Origin of the sequence: Spirosoma liriopis (assembly GCF_023196085.1) — a bacterium.
GTDB classification, from domain to species: Bacteria; Bacteroidota; Bacteroidia; order Cytophagales; family Spirosomataceae; genus Spirosoma; species Spirosoma oryzicola.
The window spans coordinates 1,320,419-1,340,132 of the sequence record NZ_JALPRF010000002.1 but is presented as its reverse complement, the minus strand read 5'-3'; the positions used below and the strand labels follow the sequence as shown (position 1 = coordinate 1,340,132).

At 49.1% G+C, this 19,714-nt stretch carries 19 protein-coding genes; 16 read left to right on the top strand and 3 right to left on the bottom strand.

Features of this window, described 5'->3' with window-relative positions:
* Positions 1 to 285: 285 nt before the first annotated feature.
* The 13 genes from pseB (at position 286) to pfkA (ending at position 13,599) form a co-directional block, all read left to right on the top strand.
* Positions 286 to 1,326: a UDP-N-acetylglucosamine 4,6-dehydratase (inverting) gene (gene pseB, locus M0L20_RS14555; protein WP_232561645.1), complete on the top strand. Its 1,041-nt coding sequence runs from the start codon at positions 286 to 288 to the stop codon at positions 1,324 to 1,326.
* Between the two features lie 59 nt (positions 1,327 to 1,385).
* The gene (pseC, locus tag M0L20_RS14550) at positions 1,386 to 2,561 is read left to right on the top strand and encodes a UDP-4-amino-4,6-dideoxy-N-acetyl-beta-L-altrosamine transaminase (protein WP_248477667.1); all 1,176 of its coding nucleotides are present in this window, start codon (positions 1,386 to 1,388) and stop codon (positions 2,559 to 2,561) included.
* Positions 2,558 to 3,259 (top strand): pseudaminic acid cytidylyltransferase, encoded by a 702-nt coding sequence (gene pseF, locus M0L20_RS14545; protein WP_248477666.1) that lies wholly within the window; start codon positions 2,558 to 2,560, stop codon positions 3,257 to 3,259. Before pseC ends, pseF begins: the two co-directional genes overlap by 4 nt.
* On the top strand, positions 3,252 to 4,286 hold the full coding sequence (gene pseG / locus M0L20_RS14540) for a UDP-2,4-diacetamido-2,4,6-trideoxy-beta-L-altropyranose hydrolase (protein WP_262923910.1): 1,035 nt from the start codon (positions 3,252 to 3,254) through the stop codon (positions 4,284 to 4,286). The genes pseF and pseG overlap by 8 nt, the downstream gene beginning before the upstream one ends.
* A gap of 7 nt (positions 4,287 to 4,293) precedes the next feature.
* Entirely contained in the window at positions 4,294 to 4,836 is a 543-nt protein-coding gene (pseH, locus tag M0L20_RS14535; protein ID WP_248477665.1) for a UDP-4-amino-4,6-dideoxy-N-acetyl-beta-L-altrosamine N-acetyltransferase, read from the top strand.
* Positions 4,837 to 4,891: 55 nt separating this feature from the next.
* The gene (locus tag M0L20_RS14530) at positions 4,892 to 5,830 is read left to right on the top strand and encodes a LamG domain-containing protein (protein WP_232561640.1); all 939 of its coding nucleotides are present in this window, start codon (positions 4,892 to 4,894) and stop codon (positions 5,828 to 5,830) included.
* 138 nt (positions 5,831 to 5,968) lie between these two features.
* Positions 5,969 to 7,024 (top strand): pseudaminic acid synthase, encoded by a 1,056-nt coding sequence (gene pseI / locus M0L20_RS14525; protein ID WP_232561639.1) that lies wholly within the window; start codon positions 5,969 to 5,971, stop codon positions 7,022 to 7,024.
* 348 nt (positions 7,025 to 7,372) lie between these two features.
* A complete protein-coding gene (locus M0L20_RS14520; protein WP_354004177.1) occupies positions 7,373 to 8,614 on the top strand; it encodes a lipopolysaccharide biosynthesis protein in 1,242 nt (413 codons plus the stop codon).
* Between the two features lie 36 nt (positions 8,615 to 8,650).
* On the top strand, positions 8,651 to 9,496 hold the full coding sequence (locus tag M0L20_RS14515) for a class I SAM-dependent methyltransferase (RefSeq protein ID WP_248477661.1): 846 nt from the start codon (positions 8,651 to 8,653) through the stop codon (positions 9,494 to 9,496).
* A gap of 6 nt (positions 9,497 to 9,502) precedes the next feature.
* A complete protein-coding gene (locus M0L20_RS14510) occupies positions 9,503 to 10,309 on the top strand; it encodes an FkbM family methyltransferase (RefSeq protein ID WP_248477659.1) in 807 nt (268 codons plus the stop codon).
* Positions 10,306 to 11,622 carry a glycosyltransferase family 4 protein gene (locus tag M0L20_RS14505; protein WP_248477657.1) on the top strand — a complete coding sequence of 439 codons (1,317 nt, stop codon included), beginning with the start codon at positions 10,306 to 10,308 and terminating at the stop codon, positions 11,620 to 11,622. Before M0L20_RS14510 ends, M0L20_RS14505 begins: the two co-directional genes overlap by 4 nt.
* A 44-nt stretch (positions 11,623 to 11,666) precedes the next feature.
* Positions 11,667 to 12,434, top strand: a complete 768-nt coding sequence (locus tag M0L20_RS14500) for a glycosyltransferase family 2 protein (protein WP_248477655.1) — start codon at positions 11,667 to 11,669, stop codon at positions 12,432 to 12,434.
* Between the two features lie 190 nt (positions 12,435 to 12,624).
* The gene (gene pfkA / locus M0L20_RS14495) at positions 12,625 to 13,599 is read left to right on the top strand and encodes a 6-phosphofructokinase (protein ID WP_232561633.1); all 975 of its coding nucleotides are present in this window, start codon (positions 12,625 to 12,627) and stop codon (positions 13,597 to 13,599) included.
* Positions 13,600 to 13,644: 45 nt separating this feature from the next.
* Here pfkA and M0L20_RS14490 read toward each other — a convergent pair whose 3' ends face one another.
* Entirely contained in the window at positions 13,645 to 14,424 is a 780-nt protein-coding gene (locus M0L20_RS14490) for a YdcF family protein (protein WP_248477653.1), read from the bottom strand.
* Positions 14,425 to 14,524: 100 nt separating this feature from the next.
* Here M0L20_RS14490 and M0L20_RS14485 point away from each other — a divergent pair, with 100 nt between their 5' ends.
* A complete protein-coding gene (locus tag M0L20_RS14485; protein ID WP_248477651.1) occupies positions 14,525 to 16,006 on the top strand; it encodes a DUF5106 domain-containing protein in 1,482 nt (493 codons plus the stop codon).
* A gap of 87 nt (positions 16,007 to 16,093) precedes the next feature.
* Here M0L20_RS14485 and M0L20_RS14480 read toward each other — a convergent pair whose 3' ends face one another.
* On the bottom strand, positions 16,094 to 17,005 hold the full coding sequence (locus tag M0L20_RS14480; protein WP_248477649.1) for a DUF58 domain-containing protein: 912 nt from the start codon (positions 17,003 to 17,005) through the stop codon (positions 16,094 to 16,096).
* 184 nt (positions 17,006 to 17,189) lie between these two features.
* The gene (locus tag M0L20_RS14475) at positions 17,190 to 17,630 is read right to left on the bottom strand and encodes a septal ring lytic transglycosylase RlpA family protein (RefSeq protein WP_232561629.1); all 441 of its coding nucleotides are present in this window, start codon (positions 17,628 to 17,630) and stop codon (positions 17,190 to 17,192) included.
* 271 nt (positions 17,631 to 17,901) lie between these two features.
* Here M0L20_RS14475 and M0L20_RS14470 point away from each other — a divergent pair, with 271 nt between their 5' ends.
* Both M0L20_RS14470 and ychF read left to right on the top strand, forming a co-directional pair.
* Complete coding sequence (locus M0L20_RS14470; RefSeq protein WP_232561628.1) at positions 17,902 to 18,222, top strand: DUF3276 family protein; 321 nt, start codon at positions 17,902 to 17,904, stop codon at positions 18,220 to 18,222.
* A 246-nt stretch (positions 18,223 to 18,468) separates the two neighbouring features.
* Positions 18,469 to 19,569 carry a redox-regulated ATPase YchF gene (gene ychF / locus M0L20_RS14465; protein WP_232561627.1) on the top strand — a complete coding sequence of 367 codons (1,101 nt, stop codon included), beginning with the start codon at positions 18,469 to 18,471 and terminating at the stop codon, positions 19,567 to 19,569.
* The last annotated feature ends 145 nt before the right edge of the window (positions 19,570 to 19,714 follow it).

The window sequence follows — 19,714 nt, the reverse complement described above, 5'->3', positions numbered from 1 at the left end:
ACGGCTGTACCATCTGGATAAATAGGTAACGGTCCGGCCTAGACGCCTGTAGCCAGAAGCTTCGTCCATATACACCTATCGTCAGAGCGCTTGAGACAAGGCTAGATGAAGCTGGAGAAACAGCAGCGACATACCTGCGGAGCGAGGAAGGTTCTTTACGGCGAGATGGTGACGGAATCCGTAAGAAATAACCCTACCTTTGTGGGTAGAAGCATTAAAGAAGTGCGTTCTTCTTAACCCGGCAACCGTGGTCTATAGAAAACCGCCCAGCATAGGTAATTACGTATGAATCAAATCAATACGGGTCAACCGTTTGACCTAACCAATAAATCGATTTTAGTTACGGGCGGCACCGGCTCATTTGGCAAGAAATTCATTGAAATGGTGTACCAGCGTTACCCGAATATCAAACGGCTGGTTGTCTATTCGCGCGACGAGCTGAAACAGTTCGAGTTGTCGCAGCATTACCCGCATTCGAAGTACAAGTCCATCCGCTTTTTCATCGGCGATGTGCGTGACAGCGAGCGCCTGAAACGGGCCTGCGAAGGCATTGACATTATTGTACACGCTGCCGCGCTCAAGCAGGTACCGGCTGCGGAATACAACCCGATGGAGTGTATCAAAACCAATGTCTTCGGGGCCGAAAATGTCATCAATGCCGCCCTGGACAACGGCGTTCAGCGCGTCGTAGCCCTTTCGACGGATAAAGCAGCCGCACCCATCAACCTCTATGGGGCCACGAAACTCTGCTCCGACAAACTGTTTGTGGCCGCCAACAACATGAAAGGCAGTCGCGACCTTCGGTTCTCGGTGGTTCGGTACGGTAACGTGATCGGATCGCGGGGGTCGGTCGTACCGTTCTTTCTGGAGAAGCGAAAAGACGGTATGCTACCCATTACCCACCCCGACATGACGCGCTTCAACATTTCACTGGAAGAAGGGGTAGAAATGGTTTTGTACGCGCTCGAACATGCCTGGGGCGGTGAAATTTTTGTGCCTAAAATCCCATCGTATCGCATCACCGACGTAGCGACCGCTATCGGTCCTAACTGCGAACAAAAGCTCGTCGGCATTCGTCCCGGTGAGAAACTGCACGAGGAAATGATTACGGAAACGGATTCGTTGAACACGGTCGAAACGGACAAGTATTACGTCATCACCCCATCGACGCCTACCTGGAGCATGGACGATTACATGAACGCGTTCAACGGTCGACAGGTCGAGATGGGGTTCAAATACAATTCCGGCACCAACACTGAATGGCTCAACGTCGAGCAGATTCGCGAGCAGATCCGCGAACATGTCGATCCTGCTTTTCAGGTGTAGTTTTCCTGTAATTCGGCTGAACGTAACTTTCTAAATGCAGGCGTTTGCCTTTCTTGTTCATGAATCAACCCATTCCATACGGTCGCCAGCACATTACGGACGAAGACATTGCCGCCGTCGCGGAGGTGCTGCGGGGCCCTTTTCTGACCCAGGGACCGCATATTGCTGCCTTTGAAGCGGCTTTTGCACAGTACATCGGTTGTCGGTACGCCGTGGCTCTCGCCAACGGTACAGCGGCTTTACACCTGAGTTGTCTGGCTCTCGGCGTTACCGAAGGCACCCGTGTTATCACGACACCGATCACGTTTTCGGCATCGGCGAACTGCGTCCGGTATTGCGGTGGCGAGGTTTTCTTCGCGGATATCGATCCCGAAACTGCCTTGCTCGATGTTAATGCCGTTCGTGCTTTATTAGAACAACATCCGAAAGGGTATTTTGCGGGTATCATTCCGGTCGATTTTGCCGGTTATCCGGTTGACATGGCAGCCTTTCGCGAATTAGCGGACGAGTTCGGACTTTGGCTGCTTGAAGATAGTTGTCACGCACCGGGAGCGTCGTTTGTTGATCAAAACGGAATCGAACACCGCTGTGGCGATGGTTCGCTGGCTGAGCTAGCTATTTTCAGCTTCCATCCGGTCAAGCACATTGCTGCGGGCGAAGGGGGTATGATTACCACCAACGACGAAGCGCTGTATAATCACCTGCTTCGGCTTCGCACCCACGGCATTACCAACAAACCCGGCGACTTTACAGCACCCTACGACAACGAACCCGAGCGGGGTGGCTGGTACATGCAGTTGCAGGAATTGGGTTACAATTACCGCCTTACCGACATGCAGGCCGCTCTGGGAACGAGCCAGTTGAAGCGGGTAGACGCTATGATGGCGCGTCGGCAGGCGATTGCCCAACGATACGACGAGGCATTTGCAAACTCCCCTCTTTCGATTATCGTTCCGCCCAAAGGCGTCAGTCATGCGTATCACCTGTACATCATTCAGGTAGATGACCGCAAAGAGCTGTACGATTTTCTGCGGGCGAGAAACATCATGGCGCAGGTCCATTATATTCCGGTGCATCTGATGCCGTACTATCAACAGTTTGGTTGGAAACCGGGCGATTTCCCGAATGCCGAACACTACTACGCCCGTTGCCTGAGCTTGCCGATGTTCCCAACATTAACGGACGATGAGCAGGATTACGTCATTGCTTCGGTCAAGGAATTTGTGGGCGCATGAGTACGGTAGCGATCATTACCGCGCGGGGTGGTAGCAAACGCATTCCGCGAAAAAACATCCGGCCTTTTCTGGGTAAACCCATCATTGCGTACGTCATTGACGCGGCTCTGCAATCGAATCTGTTCGATGAGGTTATGGTGTCGACGGATGACGAAGAAATTGCCGCCATCGCCCAGCAGTATGGCGCAGTGGTTCCATTTCTGCGTCAAAGTAAAACTTCGGGGGATCATGCCTCTACAATCGATGTGTTATTGGAAGTATTAGACGAGTATGAATTAATAGGCCGTACGTATGAGTCGCTTTGCTGCCTATACCCAACGGCTCCATTCATCACTTCTCAATTATTAAAAACTTCGTATGAGTTGCTTTTGGAAAAGCAAGTTGACATTGTTTATCCACTCCAACAATTCTCATTTCCCATCCAGCGAGCATTTAAACTCAACTCCGGTATAATAACCTGGGCTGACCCTAACTCATTTTTATTACGCTCTCAGGATCTGGAACCTATGTATCACGATACAGGGCAGTTTTATTGGTTCAATGTGAACCCATTGCGCCAACATCAGAGGCTAGCAAATTTAACCGCTGGAGGTATAGTGATTGACGAAATGCACGCACATGACATTGATACGGAAGATGATTGGCAAATAGCAGAATTTAAGTACCGCTTGCTTCACAACATGCATTCTTATGACTGACTCTTGCATAGCAAAACTTATTTTTCGAGTCGATGGAGGTCCTCAAATAGGCTTAGGTCATATTATACGTTGTATGGCGATAGCGGATATGATTAAATCGTTATTTCGTATCAGCTTTTTGGTTCAAAATCCCTCTGCTTCTGTAAAAAGCTTGATTACAGAATCTTCTTTTGACATTGTTGATTTACCAGAAACTAGTGATTATGCAGTTGACGCCAATAATCTGATCAATCATCTGACTGGCCAGGAGTTTGTTATACTGGACGGCTATTCATTCAGATCTGATTATCAGAAACTAATTAAACGACACTGCCATACACTGATTGCCATCGACGATTTAATAGCCTGGCACCAGTATGCTGACGTTGTGATCAATCACGGAGGGAATGCCCGTATGTCAGACTATCAAGCGGAATCGTACACCCGATTCTTACTTGGAACAGACTATAGCTTACTCAGAAAGCCATTTCTGGAAGCTGGCATGAGAACTTCCTTCAAAACATTATCTACATTTTATCCCCATAAAGTTTTAGTCAATCTTGGGGGCGCGGACCCTGAAAATATAAGCAAGAGAGTTGTAAATAGCTTGCTCAAAGAAACCGTGGCGAATCAGATAGTCGTTGTAGCTGGCGCGGCAAATACGCACTACGATCTAGCTGAAAATGAAGAAGAAAACCGCGTACAGGTTCGGCGAAACCTTACCTCGCAAGAGATGGTTTCGGCCATTCAAGAGTGTGACGTAAGCATTCTGTCGTGCAGTACTATCTCTTACGAAGCAGCAACCGTTGGCAAACCATTTATTGGCATATTAACTGCTGACAATCAATCTTTTCTGAGTCAATTTTATGCAGATAACCAAATTGCATTAGCCGTTTTAAAGAAAGACTTTACTGATGCCGAACTAAACGATAGCCTGTCATTGCCAGTCTCTCGAATAAATACCAGTCTGTTTAATCAACGTCGATTTTTTGACGGTCGATCAGCAGAAAGAATCACCAAACTTTTCCGAGAATTACTAGTAAACTAATTAATCGATGGATATCGAACTAACGCCATTAACCGAAGAAGATATTGAGCTGGTACGAACCTGGCGCAATATGCCCGAAGTATCTCAGTATATGTACACTAGTGAAATGATCACTTACGAGCAACAAGCGAGTTGGTTTGCTCGTATCAAGAACGATTCCACCTGTCGTTATTGGGTCATTACGTACAACAATCAAAAGGTCGGGTTAGCGTCGATAACCGGCATAAGTCACACGCTAAGCAGCTGCTATTGGGCATTTTATCTAGGCGACGTTACAATTCGGAAAGGAGGTTTAGGCGCAAAAGTCGAATTTAACGTGCTTGATTATGTTTTTAGCGAGCTTAAACTTAATAAGCTCCGTTGTGAAGTAATGACCTTCAATGAAAAGGTGATTAGTATGCACGAAAAGTTCGGTTTTAGACGCGAAGCTTATTATCGTCAGCATGTAAAGAAAGACGGCATCTGGCAGGACGTTGTTAGCCTAGCTATTTTAAAATCAGAATGGGAATCTTATCGTACCGTAATGCAAAATAAAATTTATCGCATTTGAAATTTTCGTAATAATATTACTAATTGAATATAATTTAAGTAAACGAATTTACTCTATGGCATACAAACTACTTTTCTATACTTTCCTATTATTTGTATATTCTTGTTCCGCTTTTGGACAAGCCGCTAACCAATTAGTAGCCTGCTATTCGTTCAGCGGTAACGCTGATGACGGCTTCGGTCCCAATCACGGCACTGTCGTCAGAGCTACTCTTACCAGTGACCGATTTGGTAACCCTTCTAGCGCTTATTTCTTTGATCGTAACGCCTATATAGATTTACCAGCGGCACCGTTCACTAATCCAACTTACACCCTATCGGCATGGGTAAAACTCGCTTCATTTCCCGTCGAGGACGGCGCTTACACGATTTTCTCATTTAGTGAGCCAAACCAGTGTCTTACTTTAACAAACCGGCCTATTTACGGAGGAAATGTATGGAATTTCTTTTCTTACAATACAACGGGATCGATTATTACAACCCGGTTGGTTAGTCTCGATACTTGGACGCACTTAACAGCTATCAGAGCAGCTAACGCATTAATTTTTTACATAAATGGGGAGAAAGTTCAGACCGTACCCATCTACCCTAATGGTCCACTTACGTATACCTGCCCGCTACAAGCCTGCATAGGTATCCGACCAACTCAGAATACACTTATTCAACCATTCCATGGAGCTATCGATGATGTTCGGGTGTACCGTGGAGTATTGTCTGATGCTGAGGTACGAGCTTTGTATTATGCAACGAACTGCCAAACTGATTTTACGCTCAATCCTATTACCGCTCAGCCGTATGTTTCTCTTCGAGATGGCAACTGGAATGATCCAACTGTATGGTCGTGTGGTTGTATTCCAACTGCTACTGATGCTGTTCAGATAAGACATATCATTACAGTCCCTACAGCTTATCAAGCTAATGCATTTCGAGTATATATTAATGGAGCTGCTCGATTAACCTACGGACTTGGTGGGCGGCTAGTCCTTACTCATTGATTGGCTATTCTCGTTCAAAAGCGGTAAATTTGAGGGTGCGGGTATATGAAAATAGGCAAAAATCAGGGCGTTTAGGTTCCAATTTTGTACTAAAATATATGTACGCCTAATCAACAGAATATAAACAGTAAACAAATAATGAATCATCCGATTCAGGTTGCCCATCATGTTATTAGCCCAATCCATAGGCCATTTGTTATCGCTGAAATGTCGGGCAATCACAATCAGTCGCTCGACCGGGCACTTGAAATCGTTGATGCCGTAGCCGACGCGGGGGCTCACGCACTCAAACTTCAAACCTACACGCCCGACACCATCACGTTCAATGGGGCATCGGAGGAGTTTTACATTCGGGATACCAAGTCGCTTTGGGCCGACAAAAATCTGTACAAACTGTACGCTGAAGCCTACACGCCCTGGGAATGGCACAAGCCTATTTTCGAACACGCCAAGAAACGGGGCATGATCGCCTTCAGTTCTCCGTTCGACACCACCGCCGTCGATTTTTTAGAATCGCTCGACGTGCCGCTGTACAAGATTGCATCGTTTGAAAATACCGATCATATTCTTCTGAAAAAGATCGCGCAGACGGGAAAACCAGTCATTATGAGCACCGGCGTAGCAACGGTGGCCGATTTAGACGAGTCGGTGAAGGTGCTCCGGGCGAACGGATGCCAAGACCTGATTCTGCTTAAGTGTACGAGTACCTACCCAGCCACGCCCGAAACGACTAACCTGCTTACCATTCCGCACATGCAGCAGTTGTTCAATGTACATGTTGGTCTTTCTGACCATACGATGGGCATTGGCGCGGCAGTCGCTGCGGTAGCATTGGGGGCCGTTGTCCTCGAAAAACACGTTACCTTACGACGGGCCGACGGGGGCGTTGATTCAGCTTTTTCGCTGGAACCTGACGAACTCAAAAACCTCGTCATCGAAACTGAGCGCGCGCATCTGGCTATGGGTCACGTCAGCTACGAAATGACGGCTAAAGAGCAGAAGAGTCTGCAATTTAAACGGTCGCTCTACGTCGTGCGTGACGTAAAAGCGGGCGAACCGTTTACCACTGACAATGTGCGCAGCATTCGCCCGGCGTATGGTCTGCACACCCGCTACTACAACACCATACTTGGTAAAACTGCCGCAGCCGATATTGCCGCCGGCACCGCCCTGGAATGGGGTTTGATCAATTAATTGTGATTGAGTGATTGGGTGATTGAGTGAGTTACTTATGTACGTTTTATTCACTCAACCATTTATTCACTCAATCACTCCTTCGCACAAATGGGTATAATTAAACGGCAAACTATTCAAAGTTCTATTTACGCTTACGCAGGCGTAGGAGTTGGTTTTCTTACACAAGGTCTTTTCTTTCCTCACCTATTCAGCAAGGAACAAATCGGTTTACTGTCGTTGTTAATTTCAGTTTCTCTGATTTTAGCCCAAGCATCTAATCTTGGTCTAAACAGCGCTGGAGGCCGCTTCTTCCCTTTCTTTCGTGATACCGATCGCCAACACAATGGCTATTTGCTCATTGCAACAATGACTACTCTTGCGGGTTCTAGCTTGTCTATCTTGGCTTTATGGCTGGCGCGTCCGTGGGTAGTTGGGCTCTATCAGGCTCAATCGGCTTTATTTGTCGATTATTATTATGTATTGATTCCGCTGATGGTGTTCACGGTCTTTTTTGCCGTCTTTGACACTTACGCCCGACTACTGTATGATCCCGTTACAGGAACGCTGCTTCAACAACTGGTGCAGCGAATATTAATCTTGCTTACAGGCGTTGTGTACTGGCTCGGCTGGGTCACATTTCCGCAATTTGTAGGGCTCTGGCTGCTGGCCTTCCTGCTCCCGTTGGTCCTGATGGTTTACAGCGTAGCGCAGGACAAATCGCTTTTTTTCAACCGACGCTTTATATCCGTCAGTCCCGAATTGCGCCGAAATATTTTCCGTTACTCGGCGCTTACGCTGACTACTGCCCTATCGACGCAGATCATCTGGACCATCGACAAAGCAATGCTCAGCACCAGCAAAGGTCTGGACGATACGGGTGTCTACAGCACGGCTTCTTACTTCGCCAGCGTGATTGCCTTGCCTGCTACGGCACTGTACAAAGTTTCGGGAACGCTCATTGCCGAATCGTGGAAGGCCAACGACATGAATAATATTATGACCATCTACCGCAAAAGCTGCCTCAACCAGTTGATTGCGGGCTGTCTGGTCTTTGTCGGTGTGGCTGCCAACTTACCAACCGTTTTTGCCATTCTTCCGGCTGGTTACGAATCCGGTTATTACGTCATTCTGTGGCTGGGATTAAGTAAACTAATCGACATGGCAACGGGGGTCAACGGTGTTATTTTGAGCACATCCCGGTATTACGCCTATGATTCCGTCTTTTTCGTGTTGCTCATCTTCGTGACCATACTGGCGAATAAACTGTTGATTCCCTTATATGGCATGAATGGGGCCGCGATCGGTGCGGTGCTGGCGACATTCTTGTATAACTTTGCCCGTACGGTGCTGGTTGGCCTTAAATTTGGTCTTCAACCCTTTACCTGGCGTAACGCAGCCGTTCTTGTGCTGGCTGCCCTGATCTGGTTTGTGGCCGAACTGGTACCTCACCATGCCGGTTCCTGGTGGATTCTTGGCATCGACGTTGCACTCCGGTCGGCAGCTATAGGTGGTTTGTTTTTAGGCGGTATTTATGTATTCAATTTATCGCCGGATGCCACTGAATTATTGAACGGGGGATGGTCTCGTATTAAAAAAATCGTGTCTTAACACACCTCATTCGTACCCACTTGTCTACCCTAACTCATGCGTAAACTGCTCATTCAAATCTTCGGTCTCGATACGCTGTATAAAGTCCGCAAATCGCGCGCCGTCAATTTTTTGCCCCGGCTCCGGCAAGCTAGCCGAAGCTATAACCACCGCTATGGTCAGATTCTGCGCTGGGGTGTCAACTCGCGCGAGGACACCAATTTCACGTACGAGCTAACGGAAGACAACATACTGTATCTGGCGCACACGGTAGCCGTAGTAGCCGATGTCAAGCCCGAAGCAGTATTGACTTACATCCGTGAAGCACAGTCCGATGAGACACTCCGGCAGTACATTCTGGAGAAAACGAAAACCTCGTCGTACCGTCGCGTGGCCGATTTGCGGGTTGAATTTGGCCGGCGGCTGGGCTGGTACGCGCTGGTACGACTTCGCAAACCTAGCGTTGTTATCGAGACGGGCGTTGACAAAGGCTTAGGGGCCGTTCTGCTTTGTTCGGCACTCCTGCGCAACCGGGCCGAAGGAAAGCCAGGCCGGTACTACGGCACTGACATTGCGCCCAAAGCGGGTTATCTGCTCGACGGCGTTTACCGGGAAGTAGGCCAGGTGCTGTACGGCGACTCGCTGACCAGCCTGAAAGCGTTCAGCGATCCGATTGATCTCTTTATCAACGACAGTGATCACTCGTCGCAGTACGAGCATGATGAGTACCGGGTGGTATTGCCCAAGCTAAGCCCAACGGGTATTCTGCTGAGCGACAATGCGCATGAAACGGGCGTATTGGCCCGTCTGTCGCTGGAAGTAGGCCGTAAATTTGTGTATTATCAGGAAGTTCCGAAAGATCACTGGTATCCGGGAGCGGGTATCGGTTTTTCGTATAAGTAAGCTGTTATGTGGCTGTTTCGCTATCTTTTTACTAATCTGTACCGGGCCATTCAAACCGCTAACGGGCGACGACTGCTGTGGTTGTTTTTTCGCTATGCCGGTCGCCCACGTCACCAGAGCGGTATCATTCCGTTTTTACAGTATCGCTTTCAGGTGCCGGACGCGCTTTCGTTTGTATGGCAGTTTAAAGAGATTTTTGCTGACGAATCGTACCGGTTCCAGACCGACATCAACGAACCGGTTATTCTGGACTGCGGGGCCAACATTGGCTCTAGTCTGGCGTATTTCCGGCAGCAGTACCCCAAAGCCCGGATTATTGCCTTTGAAGCTGATCCCGACATTGGCGCTATCCTGAAACAGAACCTGGCCAATAACCGGATTGACGGCGTAGACGTTGTGAACAAAGCCGTTTGGATAGACGACGACGGTATCGATTTTGGCAGTGGCGAAGCCGACTCTGCTTCGTTGTTCTCGGAAACCAACCGTCGGCACGTTCCGTCGGTTCGTCTGCGCGATTATCTGTTGCGGGAAACTCGCGTCGATATGCTGAAGATTGACATCGAAGGAGCCGAAACCGATGTGCTGATCGACTGCCGCGACGCACTGCGACACGTTCGCAATCTATTCATCGAATACCACGCTTACATTGGCCACCCGCAAACCCTGGGTACGGTCGTGCAGATTTTGGAAGAAAGTGGGTTTCGGTATTACATCGACAGCAACCAGGCCCGCGTACGCCCACTGGTAAATCACCGCTACCGGGGCAACGATGTGATGGATCTGCAACTTAATATTTTCGCTTACCGCCCGTGAGAGTTACACACCTGAGCACGTACCACCTGTTTGGCGGAGCGGCTGTAGCGGCTACCCGGCTGCATCAGGCTCTCCTGAAAGTCGGGCAGTACACGGGCGCGGTCGAAAGCACGTTGCTGGTAGGCACCTCAAACCGGCAGGAAAAACACCGTCCGGCTCCGGGTGTGCGGTATCTGGCCAACAATTTTCTGGCGGAGCAAACGGCCTTCGGGCGCTTCGTGGCCGAACGATTGTATTTTTTACCCTTCGAGCGCGACTCCTCCGTTCGGTTTCAGTTTTCACCGGCGGTAGTTGGCGCGAATGTAGACTTTCACGAAGCGATTCAGCAGGCGGATATTCTGCACCTGCACTGGATTAATTTCGGATTTCTGTCCATCGACGGACTGCGGGCGTTATTTGCGTTGGAAAAACCAATCGTCTGGACGCTTCACGATCAGTGGGCTTTCACGGGTGGGTGCCACTACTCACGCGGCTGCGACAATTTTTTGACGCATTGTCGCCAATGCCCGTACCTCAAAAGACCGGGCGATCAGGATTTGTCGTACAGGACTTTCGAAAAGAAGATATCGATTTTTGAAAACGCCAACATCCATTTTACGCCACCGAGCCGCTGGCTGTCGGACGAAGGAATCCGTTCGAAATTACTTCGTTCTTTTCCGTTTTCAGTGATTCCGTATGCCATCGATCAGGCTATATTTCGGCCAATAGATCGTACAGAGGCCAATACCCACATCGGCATTCCCGATACAGATTCGTCGGGAGCGACCCCGGTTCGGCTGCTGTTCGGTAGCGCCAACGTGACTGACTCGCGTAAAGGATTTCGGTATTTTGCGGAGGCCCTGACGCTTCTCCATCAGCAACAGCCAAACCTGAATGTAGAAGTGCTGGTATTCGGGAAAGGTCGCTCGTATTTGTTCAACGAATTGCCGTTTACGGTTCGGCACCTGGGCATCCTGACAACCGAAGAAGCCATTGTAGCCGCCTACAACGCAGCCGATGCCATGGTTGTCCCTTCGCTGGAAGATAACCTGCCCAACACGGTAATCGAGTCGCTGGCTTGCGGAACACCTGTCGTTGCTTTCCGAACCGGTGGCATTCCCGAAATGATCGACCACGGGCAGAATGGCTATTTAGCAGACGTCGGTTCGACGCAGCAACTAGCCGACGGGCTCGCGTTTATTCTGAATCACGCTCAGCCGCAACAACTTCGGTATGATGCGCGGCTGTCAGCCGAAAAGCGCTTCTCGGAAGAAGTCGTTGCCGGCCAGTATATCCATTTGTACCATCAATTAATGAGCGAACGAAGGAGCTAGTAACAGATCGTTTGCTCACCGGTTAACTCTTTTGCTTTTTGCCAATGCCTAGCGTTTCCATCATCACCATCACCTACAACGCCGAGCGATTTCTGGAGCGCACACTGGATAGCCTTGTTGCCCAGCAAGCTTCGGATTACGAATACCTCGTAATCGACGGAGCGTCAACGGACGGAACGCTGGCAATTATTAAACAACATGAAAGCCACGTCACCCGTTGGCTATCGGAACCCGACAACGGTCTGTACGATGCGATGAACAAAGGGATGCACCTCGCCACGGGTGATTACGTTTGGTTTATGAACGCAGGCGACGAACTGTACGACAGCCAGACGTTGCCCAATCTATTGAAAGCCATTCAGACGAGTTGGGCGGATGTGTACTACAGTGATGCTTTATTTGTACGCGATGATGGAAGTCGGCAGTCTGGCTCGGCCATTGGTTTACGAAGCGAAGTGACACCGCACGCCTTGCCCAAAAACCTAACCTGGCAGGACATGAAACTGGGCATGAAAGTTTGTCATCAGGCTTTTGTCGTCCGCCGTTCGATAGCTCCGGACTATTTAACCGATAACCTGAGCGCGGACCTGGACTGGGAAATTAAGTGTCTGAAAGCCGCCCGAAAAATTGAGTTCCTGCCGTTTGTTTTGTGTAAATACCTCACGGGTGGTTTGTCGGTGCAGCATCATCGCCGGTCACTGATCGACCGGTTCAGAGTATTACGTGCCCATTTTGGCTTGTTGCCAACCCTGCTGAATCATGGTTACATTATTGGGCGGGCGGCAGTGCATAAGGCGATTGGCTCGTCTTGAGCGTCAGCATTACGGCGTAATTCTTGTTTTTTTGTACGCTGATTCGTGCTTTTTATGAAATTTGCATGAATCAGAAGGGATAATTGCCAGAATCATGCCTTTAGATTGTGAAATGCGGATAAATTTGCGGGGTTGAAAACGAGAAGACCCCAAGTTCTTGTCCTTTCCTGATAAAAAATAGACTTGATCAATGAAAAGAATTGCTGTTTTTACCTCTGGTGGTGATGCGCCTGGTATGAACGCCTGTATCCGGGCAGTGGTCCGGGGAGCGGTCTATCACGGTCTCGAAGTATTTGGTATCCGCCGGGGGTACAGCGGGATGATAAATGGTGATATTTTTCAGATGTCCTCCCACTCGGTGAGCAATATTGTTCAGCGGGGCGGTACTGTCCTGAAATCGGCCCGTAGTAAAGAATTCATGACGCCCGAAGGTCGGGCAAAAGCGTACGAGCAACTCCAGAAGTTTGGTATTGAAGGTCTGGTTGCTATTGGCGGAAATGGTACCTTCACCGGAGCCACTATTTTCTACGATGAATACGGAATCCCAACCGTAGGCGCGCCCGGAACGATTGACAACGATCTTTACGGAACAGACCATACGATTGGTTTCGATACTGCCGTAAACACGGCTTTGGAAGCCATCGACAAAATTCGTGACACCGCTGATTCGCACGACCGCATTTTCTTTATTGAAGTAATGGGTCGCGACTCGGGCTATATTGCCATTCAGTCGGGTATTGCGGGTGGTGCTGAACTGGTGATGGTTCCCGAAGTACTAACTCCCATATCGGAGGTTGTCGAAACGCTGAAGTCGGGCTGGAGCCGTCAGAAGTCTTCGTCGATTGTTGTTATTGCAGAAGGCGAAGAAGAAGGCAACGCAACCGAAATTTCGGAGAAAATACGCGCTCAGGTGTCATCCGACATCGATATGCGGGTTACCACGCTGGGACACATCCAGCGCGGGGGTATCCCAACCGCTTACGACCGTATCCTGGCCAGCCGACTGGGCCTTGGTGCTCTGGAAGGATTAATGAACGGCGAGAAGAACGTGATGGCGGGTGTTGTTAACAATGAATTGGTTTACACCCCTTTTCGTGATACGATTCGCTTGCCTAAGCCCATCAGCGAAGATCTGCTTCGGATGGTAAAAATCTTGAGCGTTTAATAGACGTACTAATCGAGTGAGCGAGTCCATTCGCTCACTCGATGGCTAACTGTAGCCCATCACCGAGTACATCGTGTAGCCGACCAACTCTTTCACGAGGTAATAGGCATCGGCAAACGATTCTTCGTTGGGGAGTAGCCATTCGGTCGGCGCAAATGATCGACGGCTACTTCTGAAAGCAGCCGGATAAGGCAGTACGGAAACGTTTTCTTTTCGAAAACAAGCCACTGCCCGGCGCATGTGAAAGGCTGACGTTACGAGCACGTATTGACTGGCGGGAAAACGCGCCCGAAGAAGTTTAGCCGTGAACAGCGCGTTTTCGTGGGTGTTGCGTGATTTACGCTCAAGCACAATATCCGTCGGTCTGACACCGGCTGTCGTTAAAAAACGCGCGGTCATTTCGCCTTCGTCACTCAGTTGTTTTACCTGAAAAGGCAGATCACCCGATCCTCCGCTAATCAGGATTGTTTGCACGGCGCCCGTCTTGTACAAATACAGTGCCTGCGCAGCCCGGTCGGCTTCCCGATTTAGCAGAAACCGATGATCCGGCGTTTCCTTGCTCCCATTGATCATGCCACCGGTCAGTACAATCGCCACCCGCTTTGTTGAATCAGCGGCCAAGCTCGTTGGTGGATACTCCCACCACAAAGCCAACTCATTCATCAGGAACGCGTTGCCAAAAACGTAAAAGATAATGAGAGCAACGATAATCATTCGACGCCGTAGGATGGTCTTTCGGGTAAAGAGGGCAACAAACAAGGCACCTAAGAGCCAGCCCGCTGGTGTCAGCAAATAATAGAGCGTCTTAGAAAAGAAATAAAACATAGACTACAGGAAGCGCAATGAGCGTTTTGTAAAGGGTATTTTCTTAGACTAAATATGTAAATTTGTCTCTATTCTGCCGCGAAGATACACATCTGCTTGTATGAAAAATCTCCTTCTCTCCACCCTCTTTGGCTTGTTGCTGACCCCGTGTTTGCGGGCTCAATCGACAACGCCCCGATCCGAGGGCTTTAAAATCACGGGTCAAATTCAGGGTGTCAAAGACACAACCTGCGTACTGGCTCACTACTTCGGCTCGGGTCAGTACATTCCTAAAGATACCGCTCGCGTTGATGCCACCGGCAACCTTGTTTTTGAAGGAAAAAATCACCTTCCGGAAGGCTTGTACCTCGCTGTAACGCCCAAGAACGGCTACATCGAATTTCTGATGACTGCCGATCAGGACTTTTCGTTCAAGACTGATACGGCTAACCTCATCAAAAACATGAAAGTAAGCGGCTCGAAGGATAACGAGCTGTTCTATACGTACCAGCAGGGTTTGGGCAGTTTTTACGATGAAGCGAAAGCGTTGGAAGCCGAGAAAAAGGCCCATACTGATGCCGCATCGGTAGCGCTTGTGTCCCAGAAGATGAATGCGTTACAAAAAAAGGCGCAGGTCTACCGCGACCAGTTCTTTACCGAAAATAAAGGCACGTTTGCCGTTAAGCTCATCAAAGCGTCGGCGGAACCTGACGTACCGCCTGCTCCGAAGCTGGCTAACGGTCGGCCTGATTCCGTATGGGTGTTCAATTACTTTAAAGGTCATTTCTGGGACGATTACGATTTTGCCGATGAACGGTTTGTTCGCACGCCGATCTTACAACGGAAGATTGATCGCTATCTGAAAGAACTAACCGTTCAGACACCTGATTCGCTTATCAAATCCGCCGATTACATGGTTGGCAAGGCGCAGGCGGGCAAAAATAAAGAAGTACTGTCGTACATCGTCTGGTACACCACCAGCCAGTACGAACAACCCAAAGTGATGGGAACCGATGGGTTGTTTGTCCACATGTTCGAGAAGTACTACGCCACCGGCATCATGCCCGTTACGGATTCGTCGACAATCAAGAACATTGGCGAGCGGGTCAAGACGCTTAAGCCCTTGTTGGTTGGTAAAACGCTACCGGCTCCGGCTGTCAGCGACACGCTTCGCCGACCGATCGCGTTCCAGAACATCAAGTCGGATTACACCGTCGTTTACTTCTACGATCCTCATTGCGGCCATTGCCGGGAAAGCGCACCGAAGCTCAAAAAATTCGTTGATACCTACAAAGGCAAAGGCATAGAAGTGGTAGCCATCGCCATCGACCAGACGCCGGAAGAGTGGAAGAAATTTATTCGGGAGTTTAAGTTAGGGAACGCGATCAACGGCTACGATTTTGCATCACGCACCGATTTCCGTCGTCAGTTCGACGTGTGGACAACGCCAACGGTATACGTGCTCGACAAGAACAAGAAAATCTTGGCCCGCAAACTTCCTGTTGAGCAAATCGAAGATTTTGTGCTTTTCCACAAACGGCAGCAAGCATCCCAAAAGCCAGCCGTTGCTCCCGCCAATGCCAAAGCAAGCGCGAAAAAGTAACGTGGTGGTGCGGCTTATCAATCTCTGGTTCGTAGTTTTCACGAACACGGCACATCAGAGATTGGTAGGCCGCACTGCTACGTTAGGTTATTTCATCTTCGTTCTCTTCACCAGATACGACGTTAATATCTGATCAAATCCCTGAGCGATGTCGGCCTCGATAAAATCAATTTTGTACTGGCCGCACCGCATTTTCAGATCCTGAAAATAAGACTTCACCGCCTGCTGATACGTTTCCCGAACTTGTCCAGGCTGAAGTTTGACTTTCTCGCCCGTTTCCAGATCAATGAATTCGTACGGGCGTTCGTCAAAGGCAAACTCTTCCTCCGTTTTCTTATCCGTAACGTGAAACAACAGCACTTCGTGGAGATTGTGGCGCAGGTGCTGCAAGGCCGAAAACAGCGCGTCGGACTTATCAGCGTTTTCAAACATATCACTGAAGATAATCACCAGTGACCGCTTGTTGATTTTCTCGGCAACCTGATGAATCACATCAGCCGCCGATGTTTTGCGCAGGGGCTTCGGTTGCTGCATCACCTGATCGAGCTGCGTAAACAGCTTATGCACGTGCGAAGGCGTCGATTTTACGGGCGTTTGCAGGTCAATCGTATCAGCGAAAGTAGTCAGGCTGACGGCATCTTTCTGCCGCTGCAACATATACGCCAGACACGCAGCTGCCATCACGCTAAAGGTCACTTTACCGTAGTCAGGCTCGGGATAAAACATCGACGATGACGTATCGATCAGCAGATGACAGCGTAGATTCGTTTCTTCTTCGTAGCGTTTGACAAACAATTTTTCGGTCTTCCCGTACACCTTCCAGTCAATGTGACGCGTAGTTTCACCCGTATTGTAAAGCCGATGTTCGGCAAATTCGACGGAGAAACCATGAAAAGGTGATTTATGCAGACCGGTTATAAATCCTTCAACCAACTGACGGGCCAGAAACTCGACGTTGCCGAACGAGCGCACCTGCCCCAGGTTAAGAGCTTGTTTCATAGTGTATGCCGGACAGAAGAATAATGTATCGTTGTGTAGTTAACGAAAGGAAAACGGCCAGCGTACCGACAAGCTACAAATCATATGCCGGATAACAAAAAGGAACCGTTCAACGCCCGCGTCAGGAATTGCACGGATGAGCATTGAACGGTTCGACAGCGAATACGGAAAGAACCGTATTTGGTTATAACACCGGCTCCAGCAACGGCTGAAAAGCATCGGGTGTATCAAAAAGAGGAGCCGGGGTAGCAGCCGCCAGTTCACGGCCTTTGCTAACAACCCGAAGAGACACATTGGCTACTCCTTTAGAAACCATGCCAAGTGCCTGAGCAGCCGCGTGCGTCAGATCGATCACGCGACTTTTTGAAAATGGACCCTTATCATTGATTCGTACAATTACCGAGCGGTTGTTGTCTAGGTTTGTTACTTCAACCAGTGTATTCTTTGGTAATGAACGATGGGCACCTTCGAGGGCTTCCGCGCTGACGCGTTCGCCGTAAGCGGTCTTCCGACCATTGAACTTCTTGGAATAAAAAGACGCTTTGCCTTTCTGTATGAGGCTCGGGAGAGCCTCCGCCGGTTTTATGCTGTTAAAAAACAACATAAGGGACATGATATAACTCATACAGCTTTTGGTTACGTGAAAAATAAACGAAGGCAAATCAGTTGTATCTTCCGACTCCCTTCGTCTCCAAAAAGTGCAATTCCTATTAAACAAAGATAGGACAAACAGACCTATCTACCAAGCATTTAGCGAAAAAACTGTGGAACGGCCTCCACAACTCTATCAGACTTCGGGGTTATCTCACCCCAAAATATATTTAGTACCAATATTTTTGTTCTGCTCCAATTGCCTGTATCTTTAGCATTTACGAATACACTAAACCTCACTGATTGTGGACGAAAAAGAACGGGAAAAGATCTATTCCAAACGGGTTAGGGCGGGGAAACGAACGTATTTTTTTGACGTAAAATCAACCCGCGCCAACGATTATTACCTCACCATTACCGAGAGCCGCCGACACCCGCAGGGAGACGGGTTTGTGTATGAGAAGCACAAACTATTTCTCTACAAAGAAGACTTCGACAAATTTATCGAAGCCCTTCAGGAAACGGTGGAACATGTGAAAACCGATCTTATGCCCGATGTCGATTTTGCCCAATTCTCCCAACGCGACGAACAGGACGACTTTGCCAGTGAACTAAAGTGGGATTAACTGAATTTTCAATGCATAAATTACGGTTCATGATTTAACTATACATGCTAATTCTTGACTGAGACCGGGTTTTCCCAAGTCATCAAGCCTTTGCTCCGTGCCGAAGGCTTTTTTTGCGGTCCGCTGCTGCGGTTGTAATTTTGCACAAACATGACGAGTGAACGAACTCATGAATAAACGAGCACTGGCTATTACTGGACACTCGCTTATTCACTCGTTCAGCCATTCACTCATATATCCTTTACTATGGGCTTACAATGTGGTATCGTAGGTTTGCCAAATGTGGGTAAATCGACGCTTTTTAACGCAATTTCGAGTGGAAAGGCGGAAGCCGCTAACTATCCATTCTGCACAATAGAACCCAACGTTGGGGTGGTAACCGTACCCGACGAACGACTAGACACCCTCGAAGGACTGGTGAAACCCCAGAAAGTGGTGCCAACCATCATTGAGTTTGTCGACATCGCCGGACTGGTGAAAGGAGCTAGTCAGGGTGCGGGCCTGGGCAACAAATTCCTGGCGAACATCCGTGAGGTAGACGCTATTGTTCACGTGATTCGCTGCTTCGAAGACGACAACATCGTTCACGTCGAGGGTAAAGTGAATCCTGTATCGGACAAAGAAATCATTGATGCCGAGCTTCAGTTGAAAGACCTGGAATCGGTAGACAAAAAAATACAGCGCATTGACAAGGCTGCGCGCGTGGGTGACGCCAAAGCGAAAGCGGAGCTGGAAATTCTGAAGCAGTTCAAAGCAGCGCTCGAAGCGGGCAAAAGTGCCCGTACCGTACAGGTATCGCCCGAAGATCGGGAAGCGGCCATCGGCGACATTTCACTGCTGACTGTGAAGCCGGTTATTTACGTAGCAAACGTAGATGAAGGTTCGCTACCAAACGGCAACGCGTACTCGGACACGCTTCGGGAAGCAGTAAAAGACGAGGGTGCCGAAGTCATCATCATCAGCGCGGGTATCGAATCGCAGATTGCCGAAATGGAAGACCCCGAAGAGCGCGAACTGTTCCTGAGTGAATACGGCCTTACCGAATCAGGTCTGAGCAAACTGATCAAAGCTTCGTATAAATTGCTCGGTCTGATCACGTATTTCACGGCGGGCGTCAAAGAGGTACGCGCCTGGACAATTCACCGTGGCTGGAAAGCGCCACAGGCTGCAGGCGTTATCCACTCGGATTTCGAACGAAAATTCATTCGGGCGCAGGTGATGAAACTAGCCGACTTTGAGCAGTTCAAAACAGAAGCCGGTGTTCGCGAAGCGGGTAAGCTATCTGTCGAAGGTAAAGAATACATCGTGCAGGACGGCGACATCATGGAGTTCCTTCACAGCGCCTAACCAGTAGGGCGGTAGTGCAGTATACCACCATCTGGCCCGCCTTTTTTATTTGCACGAATCGATTTTAGAAAAGCCCAACAGCTACGGTCAAAGCTGTTGGGCTCATTGTTTGTCTTCAGCACCCAGGATGTATGTATGCCACATC